At 60.9% G+C, this 21,953-nt stretch carries 14 protein-coding genes and 1 tRNA gene; 10 read left to right on the top strand and 5 right to left on the bottom strand.

The genetic code is table 11. The annotated features are described in order from the left end of the window. Window positions 1-26: 26 nt before the first annotated feature. Entirely contained in the window at window positions 27-698 is a 672-nt protein-coding gene (locus ACM6IT_RS11220) for a Bax inhibitor-1/YccA family protein (protein ID WP_056724337.1), read from the bottom strand. 123 nt (window positions 699-821) lie between these two features. Between ACM6IT_RS11220 and ACM6IT_RS11215 the strand changes: the two genes are divergently transcribed. Then, window positions 822-909 (top strand) — tRNA-Ser (locus tag ACM6IT_RS11215). 574 nt (window positions 910-1,483) lie between these two features. Then, window positions 1,484-4,804, top strand: a complete 3,321-nt coding sequence (locus ACM6IT_RS11210) for an Ig-like domain-containing protein (protein WP_414918009.1) — start codon at window positions 1,484-1,486, stop codon at window positions 4,802-4,804. Window positions 4,805-4,900: 96 nt separating this feature from the next. On the opposite strand, the gene ACM6IT_RS11205 is transcribed toward ACM6IT_RS11210, so the two are convergent. From ACM6IT_RS11205 to nirB, 3 genes are all read right to left on the bottom strand, one after another. Then, window positions 4,901-5,341, bottom strand: a complete 441-nt coding sequence (locus tag ACM6IT_RS11205) for a CBS domain-containing protein (RefSeq protein ID WP_223542804.1) — start codon at window positions 5,339-5,341, stop codon at window positions 4,901-4,903. A 77-nt stretch (window positions 5,342-5,418) separates the two neighbouring features. Next, window positions 5,419-5,805 carry a nitrite reductase small subunit NirD gene (gene nirD / locus ACM6IT_RS11200; protein ID WP_056725130.1) on the bottom strand — a complete coding sequence of 129 codons (387 nt, stop codon included), beginning with the start codon at window positions 5,803-5,805 and terminating at the stop codon, window positions 5,419-5,421. Then, entirely contained in the window at window positions 5,805-8,366 is a 2,562-nt protein-coding gene (gene nirB / locus ACM6IT_RS11195) for a nitrite reductase large subunit NirB (RefSeq protein ID WP_409079004.1), read from the bottom strand. Before nirB ends, nirD begins: the two co-directional genes overlap by 1 nt. A gap of 247 nt (window positions 8,367-8,613) precedes the next feature. On the opposite strand from nirB, the gene ACM6IT_RS11190 reads away from it, so the two are divergent. From ACM6IT_RS11190 to ACM6IT_RS11165, 6 genes are all read left to right on the top strand, one after another. Continuing rightward, window positions 8,614-9,099: a hypothetical protein gene (locus ACM6IT_RS11190; protein WP_414918005.1), complete on the top strand. Its 486-nt coding sequence runs from the start codon at window positions 8,614-8,616 to the stop codon at window positions 9,097-9,099. Window positions 9,100-9,303: 204 nt separating this feature from the next. Next, a complete protein-coding gene (locus ACM6IT_RS11185) occupies window positions 9,304-9,864 on the top strand; it encodes a YSC84-related protein (protein WP_056725134.1) in 561 nt (186 codons plus the stop codon). A gap of 224 nt (window positions 9,865-10,088) precedes the next feature. After that, window positions 10,089-11,303: a sodium/glutamate symporter gene (gene gltS / locus ACM6IT_RS11180; RefSeq protein WP_409079006.1), complete on the top strand. Its 1,215-nt coding sequence runs from the start codon at window positions 10,089-10,091 to the stop codon at window positions 11,301-11,303. Between the two features lie 167 nt (window positions 11,304-11,470). Further along, complete coding sequence (locus ACM6IT_RS11175) at window positions 11,471-11,770, top strand: hypothetical protein (RefSeq protein WP_082562971.1); 300 nt, start codon at window positions 11,471-11,473, stop codon at window positions 11,768-11,770. Between the two features lie 160 nt (window positions 11,771-11,930). After that, the gene (locus ACM6IT_RS11170) at window positions 11,931-13,670 is read left to right on the top strand and encodes a dipeptidase (protein WP_414918004.1); all 1,740 of its coding nucleotides are present in this window, start codon (window positions 11,931-11,933) and stop codon (window positions 13,668-13,670) included. Between the two features lie 471 nt (window positions 13,671-14,141). After that, window positions 14,142-18,377: a DUF5801 repeats-in-toxin domain-containing protein gene (locus ACM6IT_RS11165; RefSeq protein ID WP_414918003.1), complete on the top strand. Its 4,236-nt coding sequence runs from the start codon at window positions 14,142-14,144 to the stop codon at window positions 18,375-18,377. Window positions 18,378-18,507: 130 nt separating this feature from the next. Here the strand turns inward: ACM6IT_RS11165 and ACM6IT_RS11160 are convergent, their stop codons facing one another. After that, window positions 18,508-19,458 carry a LysR family transcriptional regulator gene (locus tag ACM6IT_RS11160; RefSeq protein WP_201783876.1) on the bottom strand — a complete coding sequence of 317 codons (951 nt, stop codon included), beginning with the start codon at window positions 19,456-19,458 and terminating at the stop codon, window positions 18,508-18,510. A gap of 388 nt (window positions 19,459-19,846) precedes the next feature. Here ACM6IT_RS11160 and ACM6IT_RS11155 point away from each other — a divergent pair, with 388 nt between their 5' ends. Next, the gene (locus ACM6IT_RS11155) at window positions 19,847-20,176 is read left to right on the top strand and encodes a DUF485 domain-containing protein (protein ID WP_056722759.1); all 330 of its coding nucleotides are present in this window, start codon (window positions 19,847-19,849) and stop codon (window positions 20,174-20,176) included. Then, window positions 20,173-21,822, top strand: coding sequence for a cation acetate symporter (locus ACM6IT_RS11150; RefSeq protein ID WP_056722761.1), 1,650 nt, complete (start codon window positions 20,173-20,175; stop codon window positions 21,820-21,822). The genes ACM6IT_RS11155 and ACM6IT_RS11150 overlap by 4 nt, the downstream gene beginning before the upstream one ends. The last annotated feature ends 131 nt before the right edge of the window (window positions 21,823-21,953 follow it).

Raw genomic sequence — 21,953 nt, 5'->3', positions numbered from 1 at the left:
GGGTTTTTTTACTTCAAGACCGACGATCAGTCATCGCGGCCCATGATGCCGAACAGCTGCAACAGGCTGACGAACAGGTTGTAGATCGATACATACAGGCTGATGGTGGCCATGATGTAGTTACGCTCGCCGCCATGAATGATGGCGCTGGTCTGGAACAGAATGCAGACCGAGGAGAACAGCACGAAACCTGCGCTGATCGCCAGTTGCAGGCCGCTGATCTGGAAGAACAGGCTCGCCAGCGTCGCACCCAGCAGCACGAAGAAGCCTGCCGTGATGAAACCGCCGAGGAAGCTCATGTCCTTGCGGGTGATCAGCACATAGGCCGACAGGCCGCCGAACACCAGCGCCGTCATCGCGAACGCCGAGCTGACCACTTCAGCGCCGCCCTGCATTCCCAGGTAACGGTTGAGGATCGGGCCCAGCAGGAAACCCATGAAACCGGTCAGGGCAAATGCCGACACCAGGCCCCAGGCCGAATCACGGAGTTTGTTGGTGAGGAAGAAAAGACCGTAGAAGCCGATCAGCACCACGAAAATGTTCGGGTAGCCAACATGCATCTGCTGGGCAACGTAGGCTGTCACACCGCTGAATGCCAGGGTCAGGGCGAGCAAGCCGTATGTGTTGCGCAGGACGCGGCTAACCTCTAGCTGCTCAGCCTGCACGCTGTTATTAACTGCGTAATCCTGTTCGCGCATGGCGACACTCCTGTTGGTTTGAAACGTTCAGTCGCAAAGATCATAACAGACGCTCTGTAACAAGCTATGCAGAGAGTTTGACAGTGTGTTTCATTCAGGTATTATGGCGCCCGCAACGCAAACGGAGGTGTGGCCGAGTGGTTTAAGGCAACGGTCTTGAAAACCGTCGACTGTAACAGGTCCATGAGTTCGAATCCCATCGCCTCCGCCATCTTTATACGACAAAGCCCTGATTATTCAGGGCTTTGTCGTTTTCGGGGTTTGGCTTTCCCGGCCGTCACTCCCCTGATCGTTTCCGCATTTTTTCGACCAATTGCTTGCGCCCCGCCCTGAAATCTCCGACCCGACTATTACCGGGTCGTACTGCCGATCTGCAACACGCGTGCCTGCACGCAATCCAGTGTGTTGCATCGACCGGTTGAATCCATATCGCCTCAGATCAGCAGCCCCTGACAAAAAAGCGGTCGGTGAAACCGGGCCGTTACTCTCTCCATCAATGGAGCACTACACCCACCCAGCCAGGCGCTTGCCACCAAACCTGAGGAATATCCCCCACTCCCCCCTTCTCTGGCTTGAACCACTCAGAAACAGCCTGTTAATCGGATTGAATTTTTTCTTCGCCCCAGGCTAGTGGCTCATTAGTTGCACACCCTTCTGGTACCCGCAACAGCTGTCGTCCCGGCTATTGAGACGACGGGGCATCACGCGAGGGGTGAACAATGAAAAGCACGACACCACCACGCAGCTCCATCGCCTTGCTGCGCAGGTCAAGCCTGCCCTGTGCGATGTTCCTGGCCATGACCACCGTCAACGCCGTCCCGCTGGATGATTTCGGCCCGCCACCACCGACGGACCCCTCGGCGTTTACCAATCCCCCGGCCGACCCCAAGGCGGCGCTGGAAGCCATAGAGGCCATGCCACCCGCCAACACGGGCGCCTTCGCCCTGCCCAATGGCGTTTTTGGTACCCGCACCACGCCAACGGTCGACAACGTGCTGCCGCCAAACCTGCAGACATCCTTCAAAATCCCCACCAATGGCAAGCCCAGCCCATTGTTCGGGGCCCAGCCTTACACTCAGCAACTGCTGCTGTTCGAAGAGTTCGGCACGGAAAAACTCGACCCGACACTGCCGCCACCCGCCCTGACCTTCCCGGTGCCGATCGTCGGCCCGGCGCCCACCCAGGACCCGAACAACATCGCCCGCAGTGGTCCTTCGGCCGCGGCGCTGGAAGCCTTCATGCGCCAGCCGGGGCTGTATCCGTTTCCGTCGCAGTTTTCCAACGTGCTGGACCGCAACCCCTGGAAAGCGCAGATCGAAGCCTTCCTCAACCGCCATCCGGTCGGCTCGCCTGCCGAAGGTCGTCCGCCAGGAAAAGGCTGGTCGCACCAGCGCTGGAACGAGTTTTACCCGCAGGTCGCCTTCAAGACCGCTCAAGCGGGCGCCAAGCTCAACGGCGGCATGCGCGACCGTCGGCAGTTGCACAACTACGCCGTCGGTGAGTTCGGGCCTGGCGGGCTCTACAACCAGACCTCGGACAATCCGATCATCGTGGGCACCACCAAAGGCATCGACACCCGCTTTCACCCCAACATGCCGATTCAGAACCACAAGGCGCTCTGGACCTTCGACGGCACCTTCCCGCCAAAACTGCTGATGGTGCGGTACGGCCAAGCGGTGCTGATGCGTCACTACAACGCCCTGCCGATCGATCCGTCGGCCAACATGGGTTTCGGCCTGCACACACTCACCACCCACGAACACAACGGCCACTCCCCGGCCGAAAGCGACGGTTTTACCAATGCGTTTTTCTTTCCGGGGCAGTACTACGACTATCGCTGGCCGATACAACTGGCCGGTTACGACACCATCAACACCAGCGCCCAGGATCCGCGCGCGGCTTTCCCCTGCGCCCCGGGCGAAACCCTGTATGTCAACGATGCCACGCCGGGCCTGAAGACCTGCAACAACGGCAGCATCAAGATCCGTGGCGACTGGCGCGAAACCATGAGCAGCCACTGGTTCCACGACCACATGCTCGATTTCACCGCGCAGAACGTCTACAAGGGCAACGCGACGATGATGAACTACTACAGCGCCCTGGATCGTGGCAACGAAGCGCTGCAAGACGGCGTCAACCTGCGCCTGCCCAGCGGCTCGGCATTGCCCTGGGGCAACCGCGACTATGACGTCAACCTGACGGTGGCCGACAAGGCCTGGGATCAGAACGGCCAACTGTGGTTCAACCCGTTCAACACCGATGGCTTTCTCGGCGACCAGATCCTGGTCAACTGGCAGTACCAGCCGCGCCTGAACGTGCGGGCGCGCAGCTATCGTTTCCGCATTCTCAATGGCTCGGTGTCACGTTTCTTCAGGATCGCTCTGGTGCGTGAAATCATCGGCACCGGTGGCGAATTCCCCGGCCCGACAGGCTCTGGCCTGTCTTACACCCGCGTGCCGTTCCACATGATCGCCAACGACGGCAACCTAATGGAACACGCCGTGCCATTCGACGGCAGCATGGACCTGGACGCCGACGGCGACCTGCAGGACCACAACGCCATCCTGCCCTCCATGGGCATCGCCGAGCGTTACGACATCATCGTCAACTTCGCGAAAAACGGGATCAGCACCGGCGACAAGTTGTACTTCGTCAACCTGATGGAACACCACGACGGCAAGGGTCCGGAAAGTCTGCCGCTGAGCCTGGCCGATGTCCTGTCCGGCAAGTACAAGGCGGTGCTCAAGCTCGGTAGTAACGGCTTGCAATGGGAGAACGGCGACCCGGTGGTGGGCAAGTTCCTGCAGATGGTGGTCCAGCCTTATGCCGGCCAGGACGTGAGCATGAACCCTGCCGACTTCGAACCCGCCAAACCGGGCAAGCCGGTGGGTAAAACCATGCTGCCGCTGCCCCTCAACCGTGACGACCCGGCGGTGCAGGCCAAGCTCAACGCGGCGCGGCATCGCGAGTTCATCTTCGGTCGCTCCGACGGTACCGACGTAGAACCCTGGACCATCAAGACCGACGGCGGCCTGGGCTTCCAGATGGACCCTCGAATCATCAGTGCCGCTCCGCAACTGGCCACCGGCCCGACCCCTGCCGGGTTCTCCGGCGACGGCACCCTGGAGGTGTGGAAAATCAGGAACGGCGGCAACGGCTGGAGCCACCCGGTGCACGTGCACTTCGAAGAAGGCATTGTCCTCAACCGTGATGGCAAGGCCCCACCGGAATGGGAAAAATGGGCACGCAAGGACGTCTATCGCATCGGCGAAGGCATCGACAGCTCGGTGGACGTGGACATTGCGATCCGCTTCCGCGAGTTCGCCGGGACTTACCTGGAGCATTGCCACAACACCCAGCACGAGGACACCTCCATGCTGCTGCGCTGGGACGTCGAGCACCCCGGCCAGTTCCAGTTGATGCCAACGCCCCTGCCCGGCTGGGACGGCGTCACCTACGTCAATTCCGCTGCGCTGCCGACCTTCCGCACTGGCGATAGACGTCAAGAGGACGGTGATAACCAAAAACCGATTGCCAACCCCGACAGCGCCATCAGTAACACCGGTCAACCGGTGATCATCAACGTGCTGGCCAACGACACCGACCCTGACGGTAACGTGCCGCTCAAAGTGGTGGGTCTGGAGCAACCGGACTCCGGCAAGGGCGTGGTCAACACCGATGGCCTGCGCGTGACCTACACACCACCAGCCACCGTCCCCGCGCCGTTCACCGCGACCTTTTCCTATAGGGCCAGCGATGCCAGGAACGCGGAGTCGGCACCGGCGACGGTGTCCGTGGCGGTCTCGGCAGCGATCAACGAGAGCCTGATCGTCACCAGCGCCACCGTCACCGCCCGCAGCAACAGCCGCTGGTATTGGGTCCTGTCCGGCACCACCTCCCGAGGCACGGGCAATACCATCACGGCGACGGCCACGACCACAACCGGTACGGTGAACCTTGGCGCCGCCGTCCTGACGCTGACACCGACAGGCGCGCGCTGGAACATAGCGGTGACCACTGCCGGCAGTGGTCCGTCGCCTAACCCGACGGCGACCATCAAGTCGGCCTTCGGCAAAACCGTGACGGTGCCGATAAAGGCGAACTGAGCACAACAGGCATTAGCGATGCGGGCCTCCTTGAGGCCCTCTTGCTACACCGGCCTGGATTTTAAAGCGTGCAGACCCAACCTGCCCCCGGTCGCTTTAATGTCCGCGGATGTAGTGTTCCAGTTGCCGGATCAGTTCGGTCTGCTCGACGATGGCTTCCTTGACCAGATCACCAATCGACAACAGGCCGATCAACTGGTCGCCCTGCACCACCGGCAGATGGCGCAGATGGCTGTCGGTCATCACCGCCATGCAACGCTCAATGCTCTGCTGACTGTCTGCTGTCACGACGGGTGCGCTCATGATGGCCCGGACCGGCGTACCGACCGAAGAGCGCCCCTGTAGAACGACCTTGCGCGCATAGTCGCGTTCGCTGATCACGCCGACCACCTGCCCCTCCTCCATGACGGGCAGGGCACCGACATTTTTTTCCGCCATCATCTTCAATGCTTCAAGCACCGTCTGGTCTGGCGCGATGCTATGCACCCGCCGGTTCTGCACGGCCTTGAGTTTCAGCAGTTGTGCGGCTGTTTTCATACGAGCCTCCGATACTGTTTGTCATTGATCATCGACTCCGCCGGAACCTGGCACAGCCCCCGGCAAAATCCATCTGGTCAGGCCACCGCGACCTCAACCAGGCCTGCGTTCAGGCGCACCGGCCAGACCCGCAGGCGCTGCTGCGGGTACTCCAGGCAACTGCCGTCCTCAAGACGGAAATGCTGTTTGTAGAGTGGCGAGGCAATCACCAGGTCGCCCTTGATGCTGCCGATCAACCCGCGCCCGATGACATTTGCCCCGGATTGCGGGTCATGATTATCGACGGCATAAAGGGTCTTGCCCTCGGCAGCCGGCAGGTAGAACAGCGCCACTTGTGCACCGTCGAGCCAGACCACGACGCCGGAGTTACTCACCAGATCTTCCTGGCTGCACACCGCTTGCCAGGCATCGGGGTTGACCAGGGACGAACTGGAATAGGCTCGCTGGGTATCGGACTGGCTCATCAGGCAATCTCCTCGATGACAGGGATAAGGTGGAGTTCAGAGGCCATGATCGGCCGGCGCTGACCGCGTTCCTGGACAAAATGGATGTCCGGGTCCGGGCGTTGATCGTTGACGAAGGTGCGAAAACGCTTGAGTTTTTCCGGGTCTTTGAGGGCATTGGCCCATTCGCATTCGTAGCGGTTGACCACCAGTTGCATCTGCGATTCGAGCTCCGCGCCAAGCCCCAGGCTGTCGTTGATGATCACGTCCTTGAGGTAATCCAGGCCGCCCTCCAGGCTCTCGCGCCAGACCGAGGTGCGCTGCAATTTGTCGGCGGTGCGGATGTAGAACATCAGGAAGCGGTCGATGTAACGGATCAGGGTGGCGTCATCGAGGTCGGTGGCGAACAACTCGGCGTGGCGCGGGCGCATGCCGCCGTTACCGGCCACGTAGAGGTTCCAGCCTTTCTCGGTGGCGATCACGCCCACGTCCTTGCTCTGCGCCTCGGCGCACTCACGGGTGCAACCGGAGACCGCGAACTTGAGCTTGTGCGGCGAACGCAGCCCCTTGTAGCGATCCTCGAGGGTCAGGGCCATTTTCACGCTGTCCTGCACGCCATAACGGCACCAGGTACTGCCGACGCAGGACTTCACCGTGCGGGTCGATTTGCCGTAGGCATGCCCGGTTTCGAAACCGGCCTCGATCAACTCGGACCAGATGTCCGGCAACTGATGCAACTGTGCGCCGAACAGGTCGATGCGCTGCCCGCCGGTGATTTTGGTGTAGAGGTCGTATTTCTTCGCCACCACGCCAATCGCGATCAGCTTGTCCGCCGTGATCTCGCCCCCGGCGATGCGTGGCACCACCGAGTAGGTGCCGTTTTTCTGCATGTTGGCCATGAAGGTGTCGTTGGTGTCCTGCAACGGCACCAGCGACGTGTCCATGATCGGCTGGTTCCAGCACGAGGCGAGGATCGAGCCCACCGCCGGTTTGCAGACGTCGCAACCGGTGTGGCCACGGCCATGTTTGGCCAACAGTTCATCGAAGGTGATCACGCCCTCTACCCGTACCAGCGCATAAAGCTCCTGGCGGGTGTAGGCGAAGTGTTCGCACAGGCTCTTGTCGACACTGACGCCACGGGCAATCAGCTCATGCTCGAACACTTGCTTGAGCAACCCGGCGCATCCGCCGCAGCCGGTACAGGCCTTGGTCTGCGACTTGAGCTGGCCCAGGTCGGTGCAACCGCCGTCGATGGCCGAACAGATGGAGCCCTTGGTGACGTTATGACAGGAACACACCGTGGCCGACTCCGGCAGCGCACCCGGCCCCAGGGTCGGCGCGCCTTCGGAGGACGGCAGAATCAGACTGGCGGGTTCTGCTGGCAAGGCGATGCCGTTCTGCATGTATTGCAGCAAGGTGTCGTAATAGCTGTTGTCACCGACCAGCACTGCACCCAGGACGTGTTTGCCACTGGCATCCACCACCAGGCGGCGATAGCTGGCGCTGGTTTCGTCGATGAATTGATAGCTGCGTGCGCCCGGGGTGTTGCCGTGGGCGTCGCCGATGGAGCCGACATCCACCCCCAGCAGCTTGAGTTTGGTCGACATGTCGGCACCGGTGAACGGCTCGGCGACTTCGTTGCACAAACGGGCCGCGACGCTGCGCGCCATCTGGTAACCCGGCGCGACCAGGCCGAACAGGCTGCCGTTCCATGAGGCGCACTCACCGATGGCGTAGATGTTCGGGTCGCAACTCAGGCACGTGTCGTCGATCACCACGCCCCCGCGCGGACCGATCTGCAGTGCGCATTGACGGGCCAGCGCGTCTTGAGCGCGGATACCGGCGGAAAACACGATCAGGTCGGTTTCGAGGCATTCGTCATTGGCGAAATTCATGCGATAGCGGTACTGCTCGCCCGCGCTGATCGATTGAGTGGCGCGGGACAGGTGTACACCGACGCCCAGTCGCTCGATCTGCGCCTTGAGCGCCTGGCCACCGAGGTCATCGAGCTGTACCGGCATCAAGCGCGGAGCGAATTCCACCACGTGGGCTTCAAGCCCCAGGCTCTTCAACGCGTTCGCGGCTTCCAGCCCCAGCAAGCCACCGCCGACCACCACACCGCGCCGGGCATTGGCCGCCGCAGCCCGGATGGCATCGAGGTCTTCCAGGGTGCGATAGACCAGGCGCGATTCACCTTCGGCGCCTTCGATGGGCGGAACAAACGGATAAGAACCGGTGGCCAGGACCAATTTGTCATACGTGACGCCACCTTGCGCGGTGACCACCTGGCGACGGACGCGGTCGATCTCCAATACCGGCACACCCAGATGCAGCGTAACGCCGGGCGTCTGGTAGAGAGACACATCGGACAGCGCCAGCGACTCGGCATCACGACCTGCGAAGTACTCGGAAAGATGCACACGGTCATAGGCGCGCATCGGCTCTTCACTGAAGACGTGCAGCCGGTAATGCTCAAGCGCTCCCCGCTCGATCAACTGTTCGACACAATGATGTCCGACCATGCCATTACCGATCACGATCAGCGTTTGCATCTTGTTCAACGTGGCAACATTGGAATTCATAGAAAGCACCCAGCCCGAGCCAATCACGGTTTTAAAAGCAAAAAAAAACGCCTGAAACCTTTCGGTTCCAGGCGTCTTTGCCTGTTCTTTGGCGGTGTTGAAACCAGACGTCTATGCCTGATCCACCGATGTTGCCCACGACCTGCTCGGCCAATCGATCGTCGTTGACCGAGGGGGCTGTCCACACGAATGCTCTCCAGGTGGACCTGATGACAGCCTTGCAGCCTTTGTGCCAGCCTGCGACAGAGTGACTTCAACTATCTGGAAACACTGGTTTTTGAGCCTGGGGGGATTGTCACGACGCTGGAGCTGGCGCGGGCGAAAGCGCTTTGCGGCGCTTCCGACTGGTGCAAGTTGTTGTGCATGGCGCTTTATAAAAGTGCATGGACAGTTCGATTCCTCAGCTCGTTGGAGCGAAAGCCTGTTTCTGGCAGCGATCAGCTTTTCCTGTCAGCCCTGTCATGTCGTCGTCACATCCACCCATCACAATGGGATCAGCCAAAAGGATTTGGCCCATCTACAAAGAGCTTGGCCCATACCGGGCTTTTTCACTTGCTACGACATGCTTTTCACGAAACGATCACAAGATGGAGCGCAGATTGGAAGCACAAAAGGATTTGACCCCAAACAGAAGGCCCGCCATTGCGCGGGCCTTTTGCTGCCTGCATTGAGCGCGGGACGAAGCGATTTCAACCCTTCGCAAGGTGAAACTGGCGGCAAGAAGCAGAACTGACAGCGAACCCGGCCATTACCCAGTGGTCATAACAGCTGATGGCAGCGCAAACGATCAGTGGCCCAGAGTCCACTTCATTCAGGGGCGCAGCCTGCAATTCACACATTTCAGGGTGCGCCGGATAACCTCAGTGGGTTCGGTTCCTGCGTGACGCGGGCACTTGCCGCTGCTCTCATCCCCCTGCTCCCTCAGCGGAGTACGCAAATGACTCAATCAATACGGTTTTTCCTCTCGTTCTTCCTCGCGATTGCAACATTGGCATCGGCCGCATTACTGAACAATGCCGCAGCGGCCACCGCCGAGGATCTGAATGCCGACGCTCGACAGGCGTTGCAAACGCTCTACAAGAGCCATCCATTCTCCGAAACCATCTCGCACCAGGCCAAGGCGGTGCTGGTTTTCCCGAACATCATCAAGGCCGGTCTCGTGTTCGGCGGCAGCTATGGCGAAGGCGTACTGATGAAAGGCTCGAAAGTCGAGAACTACTACAACTCCGTCAGCGGTTCATGGGGGCTGCAGGCCGGCGCCCAGTCGTACGGCTATGCGGTTTTCCTGATGACCGATAAAGCCGTGGACTATGTTGCCAAAACCAAAGGCTGGGAAATCGGTGTGGGGCCAACGGTAGTCGTGGTGGATGAAGGGGTTGCAAAGAACCTGTCCAGCTCGACGCTGAAGGACGACGCCTACGCGTTCATCTTCGACCAGCAAGGATTAATGGCGGGCGTCAGTATCGAGGGAACGAAGATCTCACTGATCAAGCGCTGAAGTTCCCGTCTGACTGGCCATCGGGAGCGTGATGGCGGCCTGTGCCAAACCGGATGGGTTTTTCCGTTTAGGCTAGGCTGTCCTCACCCCTGGCGCACAGACGCACCTGATGATTGGGAAGCTATCTGGACGAGCAAGGCTGTTTCGACCATTCATTGATACAGGTCTAAACATTGAACGAGCGAATCCTGATAATGATTTTCCAGTTTTTTGGTAGGCCTTAAATGACTTCACAGCTCTTCCAGATTCACGGCCTCGTGAGTTTTACCCTCGCCATCCTCCTGCTTTTCCTCGGCAAGACCCTCGTCCAGCACAACGCCTTTCTGCGTCAATACTGCATCCCGGAGTCGGTAGTTGGCGGTTTCGTCTGTGCGGCGGTGACGTCCTTGCTGTACTTCGGCCTGAATATCCAGATCGAATTCGATCTGCAAGTTCGCGACACCCTGCTGCTCTATTTCTTTGCCGGCATAGGCTTGAAATCGGACATGCGCCAACTGCTCAAGGGTGGGCGCCCGCTGCTGATCCTGCTGTTGCTCGCCGCCGTGTTCATTCTGCTGCAGAACTCCCTGGGCATGGGTGTGGCCGAGGCGTTTGGGCTTGATCCCAAGGCGGGCTTGATGGTGGGCTCCATTTCCCTCACGGGTGGGGTGGGCACCACCCTGGCCTGGGCACCGCTTTTTGTCGAAAAACTGGGCATCAGCAACGCCCACGAATTGGGCATCGCCAGTAACACCGTGGGCCTGATTGCCGCTTGCGTCATCGGTGGCCCAATCGCCAACCAGTTGATTCGCCGTTATCAACTGACGCCGTCCAGGGATGCGGAGCTGGAAGTCGGCATTCTCGAGCAACAACCGGGCAAGGCGCTGGACTACTACGACGTGCTCTGGGCGTGGATGTGGCTCAACCTGACCCTGATGCTCGGCTATGGACTCAACCTGCTGCTGGTCGATGCCGGCATCACCCTGCCCAAGTTTGTCAGCTGCCTGTTCGCGGGCATCGTCATTCACCACCTCGTTCTGGCCTTTGTCGGTGACCAGCGACTGAAAACCTGGAGCGGTGCCAGCCTGGGCCTGTCGCTGATCTCCGATATCTGCCTGGGCATGTTCTTGACCATGGCCCTGATGGGGCTTCAGCTCTGGCAGCTCAGCGGCGCGTTGATGTTCATTCTGTGCGCGTTGACCCTGCAGATCCTGCTGACGGTCGCCTATACGTATTTTGTGGTTTTCCGCTTTATGGGGCGCAATTACGAAGCCAGCGTGATCGCTTCAGGATTCGGCGGGATTGCCCTCGGTTCCACGGCGACGGCCATCGTCAACATGTCGACCGTGACGCAAAAGTACGGTGCGGCGCACCAGGCCTTCCTGATCGTGCCGCTGGTGTGCGGCTTTTTCATTGACCTGGTTAATGCCGTGATCATCAGCATGTTCAGTGGCCTGTAGCGACCTCGGCCCGGCTCTCGGACGGCCAGACACGCTGTACGAAGGAAAGCGGACGAAAGGAGCAGCAGGATCGATGCCGCAAGGATAGGCTCAGAGAAAGAGTGTGCCCCGGCCCTGATCCGGCCAGGTACGGTCTCAAATGCGCCTCTTGCTGCAGGGGAACCGGGATGACGGGACACACTGCGCGACAATGCTCGTCATGGCTCCTGCTATCCCTGCTCGCCGTCGATCTGGCGCTGATCGCCGGCTGCTCAGGCAAAGCCAGCACGGCTCGCTATTCAGCCTCCAGCGTCGGCTCGGCCTGCTATGCAAAAGCCCTCCCCACTGTCGGCGAAGGCGGCCTCGCCTGGGGCGACACCCTGGACATGGCTCGGCAGAAATCCCTGAGTAATTGCATACGTTATGCCGGCCGATCCGGTGGCACGCCAAGTACCTGCAAAGTGGTGATGGCAGAATGTAAGCATTGATAGAGCGGTTTTTCATTTCTGCGCCGCTTTTGCATTTCTGTGCGACAGATCCCACTTCAGGGGCTCCCGTTTCACACGCTCGTGGTGTTAGTTTTGAAAAGTTTCTGATCGACTGATCAGATATTTCTTACAAACCGCCTGCAAAGGAATGCCCCCAGCAATGGATTTTTCCCTCAAGCACCTGGCTGCGACCACCCTCATGCTCGCCAGCCTTTCGTCGTTCACCACCGCTGCCCACGCCAATATCACCCCGCAACAGAGCGCGATCATCCTCAAGACCTTCAGTGATGCATCGGTCAAGGATTTCAGGCAGTTCCTGGCAAGCCTGGCCAACAGCGATATCGCCAGGACCGACAACCTCGGCCCAGCCATCCGTGCCTTCCTCGACAACAAGACGCTTAGCGCTGAACAGCAAAACGAAATCCATCGTTTGCTTGGCCTCTATGCCCGGGTGAAATACGGTAGCGCGGCCACCGAAACCCTGAAGGAGCTGGTGGCCATTGCGACCGTGCGCGTGGAAGGTGTCGACCAGCACGACAATCCCGAATTCATCAAGATTGCCGAGAAGATCAAGGGCCTGGCCCAGGCGTTCAACCTGAACTTTCGCAACATCGACAACCGCGTCTACGAGATCTCCCTCGAAGGCAGCGGCGATGAAGTCGTGGGCATCCACGCCCATGCCGATGTGGTACCGGTAACGCCGGAAAACTGGGTACTGCAGGACGGCACCCGCCTCGATCCGTTCAAGGTCACCCTGATCGGCGATCGCATGTATGGCCGCGGCACCGAGGATGACAAGAACGGCATCGTGGTGGCGCTGTACGCCATGAAGATCATCAAGGAAGAGAAGCTGCCGCTGGCCCGCAACTTCAAGCTGCTGGTGGACACCACCGAAGAGACCACGGGCGACGCCATCCCCTACTACTTCGAACGCAACCCGACGCCCAACTACAACCTGGCGCTGGATGGCGGCTACCCGGTGGTGATCGCCGAGAAAGGCTACGGCACGGTCATGGCCAGCTTCGCCAAGCGCACCGCACAAGGCAAGGGCGCAGAAATCACCTCGATGACCGGCGGCCTGGCCACCAACCAGATACCGTCGACTTCGGTCGCGACCCTGGTGACCGACAAGCCCGCCGAACTGGCCGCCAGCCTGCAAAAGGCCGGCACCGAATATGCCAAGCGCAACGGCGGCAATTTCGAGGTCGCCGCCAAGGTCGACGGCAAGGACGTCAAGCTGACGGTCACCGGCGTGTCCGCCCACTCCTCCGAGCCCGAGTCCGGCGTCAACCCGGTGGCCAGGATGCTCGACTTCATCAATGGCCTCGACGGCAAGGTCGCGCTCAAGCACAACCAGATCACCGACGCCGCCCGCTACGCCGCCGACAACTGGGGGCTGGATTACCTGGGTGGCAAGTTGGGGATCGGTTTTGCCGATGAGTTCATGGGCCCGCTGACCACCTCCCTGACCTATGTCGGGATGGACGACAAAGCCTTCAAGCTCGCGGTCAACCTGCGCGTGCCGAAGGGCAAGTCGCCGGACGTGCTCAAGTCCGAAATCGCCGCAAAGCTGGACGCCTGGAGTAAAAAGACCAGCATCGCGCCAGCCTTCGACCTGTCGATTGCCGAACCGATGTACCGCAACCCCGAGGGCGAATGGGTCAAGGCCCTGCTCGCGGTGGCCAGCGAAAACCTCGGCATGGAACACAAGTTCGGCACCTCCGCCGGCGCCACGTCCGTGCATGAACTGCCCAACGGCGTGCAATTCGGCCTGGCCATGCCGGACGTGAAGTACACCGGTCACAACGACAACGAGTTCAAGACCACCGAGCAGTTCCTGCTGGACTTGCAGATCGTGACCGAAATGATGGGCCGCATCGGGCAATTGCCGAAACTGTGATCCCCCTTCGGACCCGCCCTTCTGGCGGGTCTACTTCCAGAACTGCAGTAAAACCCCGGAAGATCGCAGCCTGCGGCAGCTCCTACGCATTAAGCGATCCCCGTAGGAGCTGCCGCAGGCTGCGATCTCTTGATCTTTTTTACCTTCAACCAGGCGGATCAATCTGATCCAGCACCCGGTTCGCCGTGATCTGCGCCAGCATCACGCTGTTGGAAATGCCCAGCAGCGCATCTTCAGCGTTTGGCGTAGTGGTGGACGCGCTGCGTTACAAGCGCTGAGTCGTCACATGCGGAATAGGCGGCTCCGTTGCTTCGCGTCATCCCGTCTCCCCCTCCCGGTAGTCTGAATCTCCCAGCCCGCCTGGGAGTATCGGCCGATGTATATCGTCCGGCGTTTATCCATAGTTGTGGCATGTACCAGAAAAAGGTCCACGGTCAGGCCTTGGTGTCTGCAACTGCTTTGGAGAAAATCATGGCTACTATCAAAAAAAATCTATCGTCAACGAACGATCCGATCGCTCTATTTACCCAGCCCCTCACCACTGACCTCAATAGCTCATTGGTGACAACATCGATTACCGCCAGCACTTTGGGCGTCGTGGCGACCGGCGAGAGCGTTACGCTGGACGAAACGGCGGGGTTGCAGAACAGCACCGCCACGCCAACCCCCGCGGGGGACGCTGACGACAACGACATTCTGCTGGCGTCCCTGCCCACGACCTTCACTACCCGTTTATCCGCACTGGGGGCCGGAACCGCAACGGGTGCGGCCTTGAGCGGCTATACCGGTGCCGCCGACAACAGCGGCAGCGATGCATTCACCATCACCGCCGCGCCCGGCGCAAGCATTACCGATATCAGCTTCACCGACAGCTCAGGCGCACCGCTCGATGGCCTGGACAGCGGACTCGATACCCTCGATGGCACCAGCATCCTTCTCTATACCGATACGAACGACAACAACATCGTTCTGGGTCGAGCCGGGGGCCCGGCCGGCGCGATCGTGTTTGCGGCCTACATTGAAGAAACCGGTTCGCCGGTCACGGGCGGCAAGCTCTGGACCGTGGAATACCAGCCGCTCAAGCATCCCGATGTGACGAACGCCGATGACTCGCTCAATCTGCTGGACAAGGTTTTCATCGGAACCAGTGAGGACCTGGAGTTCAGCCTGGCCAATGCGCCCTCCGGTCAGAACCTGTTCCTGATGTTCACGAAGGCAAACCCGAACGTTATCGATGACGGTGGTGTGTTGCGGATCACTGATCCCACGATCATCGCCACCGGCAAGGACCCCGCAGACCAGTCAAGCGGCGTCAACATAAACACTGGTGACACGATCAATACCAGCCAGGCGGGCGGCCCGACCACCTTCGGCACCAACAACCAGATGATTGTGGAGCAAGAGGGCATCCGCTTTTCGTTCGTCACCGGTGCCAGGCAGGATTTGACCGTTCCCAACCTGGACCAGAACGAAGCCGACCTTGAAGCCAACGTCGACTTTACCGACGTCTTCAATGCGAAATCGGCCAATTTCGACGTGGTGCAATTGCAAAGCGGCAAGAGCGCCGTGGTAAGGGTCAGCGCATTCAGCACCGCTGCTGAACCTGGTGTGAATTTCATCAATGGGTATGCCAATGATACGACGGTGGCCATCACCAATGTCCGCGTCGTCAACAATAGCACCGGGCTGGTGATCGAGAATTCAGACGGTTCGGTGAATGATCCGGCCATCACCATCAGCTTTACCGCTGCAGGCGTTGCAACCATCACCGGCGTTAAAGCCGGCTACCAGATTGAATACACCACAGCGTCGGATCACAACCGCGTGCTCGTGGAGAACGGGGCCGCCGTCAATGCCAAGGGCAATGACCACGCCGACTTTGATATCGGTGGTTTCACGCTGGTAAAAGCCTCTGTTACGACCACTGAAATCGGCTCCCGGATGGTCTTCGAAGACGACGGACCGAGCATCACCACCACCGGCACGGAGCCGACGCTGACGGTGGACGAAACGGTACTGACGACCGACGCCACCCAGAGCTTCGCCGCCAACTTCAACTCGGCGTTTGGCGCCGACGGGGCCGGTACCCTGACCTATGCGCTGGGCGTGGTGACCGGGGCTTCCGGGCTGATCGACACGGCCTCGGGCGAGGCGGTGAACCTGTCGCTCAATGGCACCGTGGTCGAAGGCCGCACGGCCAGCGGCAACCTGCTGGTGTTCACGGTCAGCGTGGCCGCCAATGGCAACGTCACGCTCGACCAGATCCGCGCCGTGGTGCATCCCGACGCCACCAATCCCGATGACTCGACGAGCCTGACCTCGGACAACCTGGTAACGCTGACGGCGACCATCACCGACGGGGACGGCGACAGCGCCCTGGCGACCCTCAACATCGGGCAGAACCTGGTGTTCAAGGACGACGGGCCGAGCATCACCACCACCGGCGTGGAGCCGACGCTGACAGTGGACGAAACGGTACTGGCGACCGCCGCCACCCAGAGCTTTGCCGCCAACTTCAATTCGGCATTTGGCGCCGATGGTGCCGGCACCCTGACCTATGCGCTGGGCGTGGTGGCCGGGGCCTCCGGGCTGATCGACACGGCCTCGGGCCAGGCGGTGAACCTGTCGCTCAACGGCACGGTGGTCGAAGGGCGTACGGCCCTCAGCGACCTGCTGGTGTTCACGGTCAGCGTGGCCGCCAATGGCAGCGTCACGCTCGACCAGATCCGCGCCGTGGTGCATCCCGACGCCACCAATCCCGATGACTCGACGAGCCTGACCTCGGACAACCTGGTGACGCTGACCGCGACCATCACCGACAAGGAGGGCGACAGTGCCTTGGCGACCCTCAACATCGGGCAGAACCTGGTGTTCAAGGACGACGGACCGAGCATCACCACCACCGGTGTGGAGCCGACGCTGACGGTGGACGAGACGGTACTGGCGACCAACGATACCCAGAGCTTCGCTGCCAACTTCAATTCGGCGTTTGGCGCCGATGGGGCCGGCACCCTGACCTACGCGCTGGGCGTGGTGGCCGGGGCCTCCGGGTTGATCGACACGGCCTCGGGCCAGGCGGTGAACCTGTCGCTCAACGGCACCGTGGTCGAAGGGCGTACAGCCCTCAATAACCTGCTGGTGTTCACGGTCAGCGTCGCCACCAATGGCAGCGTCACGCTCGACCAGGCCCGCGCCGTGGTGCATGCCGACCCAAGCAATCCCGATGATTCGAGGAGTTTGACCTCGGACAACCTGGTGACGCTGACCGCGATCAAGACCGACGCAGACGGCGACAGCGCCCTGGCAACCCTGAACATCGGGCAGAACCTGGTGTTCAAGGATGACGGTCCGGCACTCAGTTTCGGCAACCTGATCGGGACCGGTAGCGTCCTGGCGCAATCCGGATTCTGGAATATGGCGACGGGAGCCGACGGGCTGGGCGCGGCCGGTCTGAACATCTCGTTGGTCAATGATCAGTTCACCCTCGTCAGGCCCGACAACACGACCACGACCGGGACCGGCACGCTCACCGAGCAGACGCCATCACCGGACGCCAATGGCGCGTACCAGTTCACGGGAACCTTGACCGGTGATTTCGACAACAACGCTGCAACGGCAAATACTACCGTCGACTACACGTTGACCGCCTATGCCGATGGTCACTATGCACTGGATCTGGTGCAGGGCTTCAGTTCGACGATCGTGCTCAGCAGTGCCGACGGCTCGCTCGCTGCCGGCGGCCCGGATCCGGTGCGCACCTTGTTGATTCCTCAGACGAATGACCCGGCTATTCCTTCGGCATCCGAGGAGATCGTGTTCTTTTCCGCGAAGGCGCTGGCCTCGACCGCGGACATCCTGAGCGGCATCGGGCTCGGAGCCCCCGACCCCACCGAAGCCGCGCTACAGACCAACCCCCTGCCGTCGTACATCGACCCTGCATCCATGAACGTCAGCACGTCCGGCATCGGCGTCGGCAACAACGTCTTCCAGGGCGACAACCTGGCGGCCATCAGCGCCGCCGATGAAAGTTTCGTGATCAATCCAGAGACCCTGCTGACGGGCATGAAGGTCTTCATCGACAACTCCGTGGCGGGTTACAACACGGCGACCGAAGACCTGTACTACAGGATCTACTACGCCGATGGCACGTTTTCGGACCGCGTCGAGGTGAACACCCTGACGCCGGAGGCTGGCGGACAGGTGTCCTTCCTCGTCGAGAAGGCGGGTGCGTCACTGATCGACGCCGTTCAGCTGACGATGGGCCGGGGCGATATCAAGATCCCGGTGATCCAGTTCATTCAGCAGAGCGAGAGTCTGGCCAGCGATGTCCAGCTGGCGTTCAGCGCGACGCTGACGGACAAGGATGGGGACTCGGCGACCAGTACATTTGACGCCAACCTGTTCGCCAACGACCCGGCCAACGCCCCCTTCGACTTCACACTGGTGGGCACGATCGGTGAGCAGGATGCGTTCAACATCGATCTGTCAGTCAATGAAAACCTGTACCAGGTCACCGGCTTCGATACGGGTTCAGGCGTGCAAGACAAGCTGGTGCTCAACGGCGACCCGAACGCCGTTGTCCAATCGATCGATAACACCGGTGCAGACGGCGTCGTGACGGTTGCCGAAGCTGGCGGACAAACAACGACCATCACCGTGGTCGGGGCCCATGTCGAGAGTACCGATATCTTTTTTGGCAGTGCTTGAGGCTTTGCGCGTGAACAGATGCGAGGGAGGCCTAGGAAACCACCCTCGCATTCTTTTTGCGGTCCGATACGAGATTCGCATGATCGCATGATCGCATCCGCTAACGCAGAGAGGTGAAATGCGTCGCCCCTCAAGGTGACGGTAGATAGCCCATCACACGTGACTCGCCCATCAGCAGCGGACGATTCAGTTCCGCGCAAGCGCGCAGGTACTCGGCCACCAGGGTGACCCGCTTCAGCTTGCGCAGGTCCTCGCTGTAATACATCCAGAACTGCCGCGTGACCTCCACTTCACCCGGCAGCACTTCGCACAGGCGGGGATCGGGGCCGGCGAGGAAGCAAGGCAGGATGGCCAGCGCCCGCCCTTCCAGGGCTGCGTGGTAATGGGCGACCACGCTGGTGCTGCGCAGGCGGCTGTTGGCGCCGGGCATCAGGTCGTTCAGGTAGAGCAGCTTGAAGCTGAAGGCCAGGTCCTCGACATAGGTTACGAACGAGTGGCCGGCCAGGTCCTCGCGACAGCCGATCGGCGGATGATTGGCCAGGTACTCCGGCGTCGCATACAGACGCAGGCGGTAGTCGCACAATCGCGAGCACACATAGGGACCGCGCTCGGGGCGTTCCAGGGTGATGGCGATGTCCGCCTCGCGCCGTGACAGGTTGATGAAATGCGGGACCGGCAAAATGTCCACCGAAATATTCGGATAGTGCTCGAGGAAGTGACTCATCTGCGCAGTGATGAAACAGGTCCCGAAGGCTTCGGTACAGCCGATGCGCAGATGCCCGGAGAGCCCCCCCGTGGTGCCGAAAACCTGCTCGCAGGCTACCAGCAGCGTACTTTCCAGGGATTCGGCGTGGCCGACCAGACGCTGCCCCTCCACGGTCAGGACAAAACCGGAAGTCCGCGATTTCTCGAACAGCAGAGCGCCCAGGCACTGCTCCAGGGCGCGGATGCGCCGTGACACCGTGGTGTAGTCCACTCCCAGGCGGCGGGCCGCACCGCTGGCGGTGCGAGCGCGGGCAACTTCGAGGAAGAAGCGCAAGTCGTCCCAGTTCAGTGGAGGCTGCGTTGTGCGTTTTTGCATATCCATCGGGCTTTTCTGCCAATACATATGGGAAATATGCACTTATATACTCGCATCTCACCCAGCTTGGCCAGCGTCGTTTTCGGGCCAGGAAAGCCCCCCACCCCAATAATAAATATCGAGGGCTGACAGCATGAACGCATGGATAAAAACCGGCTTTCACGCCGGACACAAGCAGCTGCGCAACAGCGCAATCGCGGCCACGATTCTCGTCTGCCGTGGGCCCGCCCTCCTGCACCGCCCTCTCTGCACCGCAAGGTCAACCGGGCGGCAATAACTCCAGCACATCAGCATTCAGGCGGCGTCCCGCATCGGGTCGCTGCCCGGGTACCCGTACGCCCCTCAAAAGGCCGAACAACAAAAACAACTAGAAATGCGGAGCCTCACCATGACGACCGACCATCCGAACCACGTCCTGACCTGTGCACTGGTCAGGGCCAACCCAAAGTTCCAGCGCCTGGCGCGCCAGCGTGCACTGCTGGCCTGGTCACTGAGCGGCGCGGTACTGGCCATCTACTACAGCTTCATCATGGTGGTGGCTTTCGCCCCTGCCTGGCTGCACCTGCCGCTGTACGACGGCAGTCACCTCAGCCTCGGCATGCCAATCGGCGTGACGATCATCCTGTTGTCCTGGCTACTCACCGCCTGGTACGTGCACAGCGCCAACACCCGCTTCGACGTACTCAGTTCGCAGATCCTGCAGGAGTCCCGCGCATGAAACGCCTGTCCGCCCTGCTCGCCCTCAGCCCTGTGCTGGCCCATGCCGAGCCCATCATTGCGCAGAAGCAACCACTCAACTTGCACGCCATCGGCATGTTTTTCGTCTTCGTCCTGGCCACCCTGCTGATCACCTGGTGGGCGGCACGACGCACCCGTTCCGCCGCCGATTTCTACAGCGCCGGTGGCGGTATCACCGGCTTCCAGAATGGCCTGGCCATCGCCGGTGACTACATGTCGGCGGCCACTCTGCTGGGCCTGTCGAGCCTGGTATTCGCCAAGGGCTACGACGGTTTCGTCTACATCATCGGCTTCTTCGTCGGCTGGCCCATCGTCACCTTCCTGATGGCCGAGCGCTTGCGCAACCTGGGGCGCTACACCTTCGCCGACATCGTCTCCTACCGCCTCGATCAAACCCGCGTGCGCAGCTTCGCCGCCCTCGGATCGCTGACCGTGGTCTGCTGCTATCTGGTGGTGCAAATGGTCGGCGCCGGTCAACTGATCAAACTGCTGTTCGGTCTCGACTACCGCACGGCGGTGGTGGTAGTCGGACTGTTGATGCTGGTCTACGTGATCTTCGGCGGCATGCTCGCCACCACATGGGTACAGATCACCAAGGCGGTCCTGCTCCTGGCGGGCGGCACCACCCTGGTGCTGATGGCCCTGAGTCGCTTCGACTTCAGCTTCGAGAACCTGGCCGCCCAGGCGGTGGCCGCGCATGCCAGCGGCGTGCAGATCATGGGCCCGGGCACCTTGCTGGCCGACCCGATCAACGCGGTGTCCCTATCCCTTGGACTGGTCTTCGGCATTGCCGGCCTGCCGCACATCCTGATGCGCTTCTTCACTGTGCCCAATGCCAAGGAGGCGCGTAAATCCGTACTGTTCGCCACGGTGTTCATCGGTTTCTTCTTCCTGGTGGTCTGCGTCCTGGGCTATACCGCCATCGTCATCGTCGGCACGGATCCTCAGTTCTACGTCGATGGCAAGATCGGCGGGGCCATGATTGGCGGCGGCAATATGGTGGCCATGCACCTGGCGAAGGCGGTGGGCGGCAACCTGTTTCTCGGTTTCCTCTCTGCCGTGGCTTTCGCCACCATTCTCGCCGTGGTGGCCGGCCTGGCCCTGGCCGGTGCCTCGGCCATCTCCCATGACCTTTACGCGTCGGTATTGAAGAAGGGCTGCGCCGACGAGAAGAAGGAAATGCGCGTGTCGCGCATCGCCACCATCTGCCTGGGCATCGTTGCGATTGCCCTCGGCATTCTGTTCGAGGGCCAGAACATCGCCTTCCTGGTCGGCCTGACGTTCGGCATCGCCGCCTCGGCGAATTTCCCGGTACTGATCATGGCCATGTACTGGGGCGGCCTGACCACCCGCGGCGCCCTCTATGGCGGCCTGACCGGCCTGATCAGCGCACTGGCCCTGGTGATCGGTTCGCCGTCGGTGTGGGTCGGTGTACTGGGGCATGCCCAGGCGCTCTTCCCTTACGACCAGCCAGCGCTGTTCTCCATGCCACTGGCCTTCCTGGTCATAGTGGTCGCTTCCAGGCTGGACCGCAGCGAACGCGCCGACCGCGAACGCGCCGCCTATGCCGACCAGTTCGTCCGTGCCCAGACCGGCCTTGGAGCTGCCATGGCCAGCAGTCACTGACGCTGCTTTTTCCGGGGCTGACACCCCGAGCGCGAGTCCGCTCCTTTGCTTCGCGCTTTTTTACGCCCGACCTGCGCCGCTCGGCGCAGGACACCCCAAAAGCGCCCTTCCCTCGCCAACTCCAAACGGCG

Source organism: Pseudomonas sp. IT-P4 (assembly GCF_949767755.1).
Classification (GTDB): domain Bacteria; phylum Pseudomonadota; class Gammaproteobacteria; order Pseudomonadales; family Pseudomonadaceae; genus Aquipseudomonas; species Aquipseudomonas monachiensis.
This window is presented reverse-complemented; position numbering and strand designations above follow the sequence as displayed.

Coding starts and splice junctions, on each gene's coding strand:
- ACM6IT_RS11210 (WP_414918009.1), top strand. CDS start 1,484: ATGTTCCTGGCCATGACCACCGTCAACGCCGTCCCGCTGGATGATTTC.
- ACM6IT_RS11160 (WP_201783876.1), bottom strand. CDS start 19,458: ATGCAAAAACGCACAACGCAGCCTCCACTGAACTGGGACGACTTGCGC.
- gltS (WP_409079006.1), top strand. CDS start 10,089: ATGACTTCACAGCTCTTCCAGATTCACGGCCTCGTGAGTTTTACCCTC.
- nirB (WP_409079004.1), bottom strand. CDS start 8,366: ATGAATTCCAATGTTGCCACGTTGAACAAGATGCAAACGCTGATCGTG.
- ACM6IT_RS11150 (WP_056722761.1), top strand. CDS start 20,173: ATGAAACGCCTGTCCGCCCTGCTCGCCCTCAGCCCTGTGCTGGCCCAT.
- ACM6IT_RS11165 (WP_414918003.1), top strand. CDS start 14,142: ATGGCTACTATCAAAAAAAATCTATCGTCAACGAACGATCCGATCGCT.
- ACM6IT_RS11185 (WP_056725134.1), top strand. CDS start 9,304: ATGACTCAATCAATACGGTTTTTCCTCTCGTTCTTCCTCGCGATTGCA.
- ACM6IT_RS11205 (WP_223542804.1), bottom strand. CDS start 5,341: ATGAAAACAGCCGCACAACTGCTGAAACTCAAGGCCGTGCAGAACCGG.
- nirD (WP_056725130.1), bottom strand. CDS start 5,805: ATGAGCCAGTCCGATACCCAGCGAGCCTATTCCAGTTCGTCCCTGGTC.
- ACM6IT_RS11175 (WP_082562971.1), top strand. CDS start 11,471: ATGACGGGACACACTGCGCGACAATGCTCGTCATGGCTCCTGCTATCC.
- ACM6IT_RS11170 (WP_414918004.1), top strand. CDS start 11,931: ATGGATTTTTCCCTCAAGCACCTGGCTGCGACCACCCTCATGCTCGCC.
- ACM6IT_RS11220 (WP_056724337.1), bottom strand. CDS start 698: ATGCGCGAACAGGATTACGCAGTTAATAACAGCGTGCAGGCTGAGCAG.
- ACM6IT_RS11155 (WP_056722759.1), top strand. CDS start 19,847: ATGACGACCGACCATCCGAACCACGTCCTGACCTGTGCACTGGTCAGG.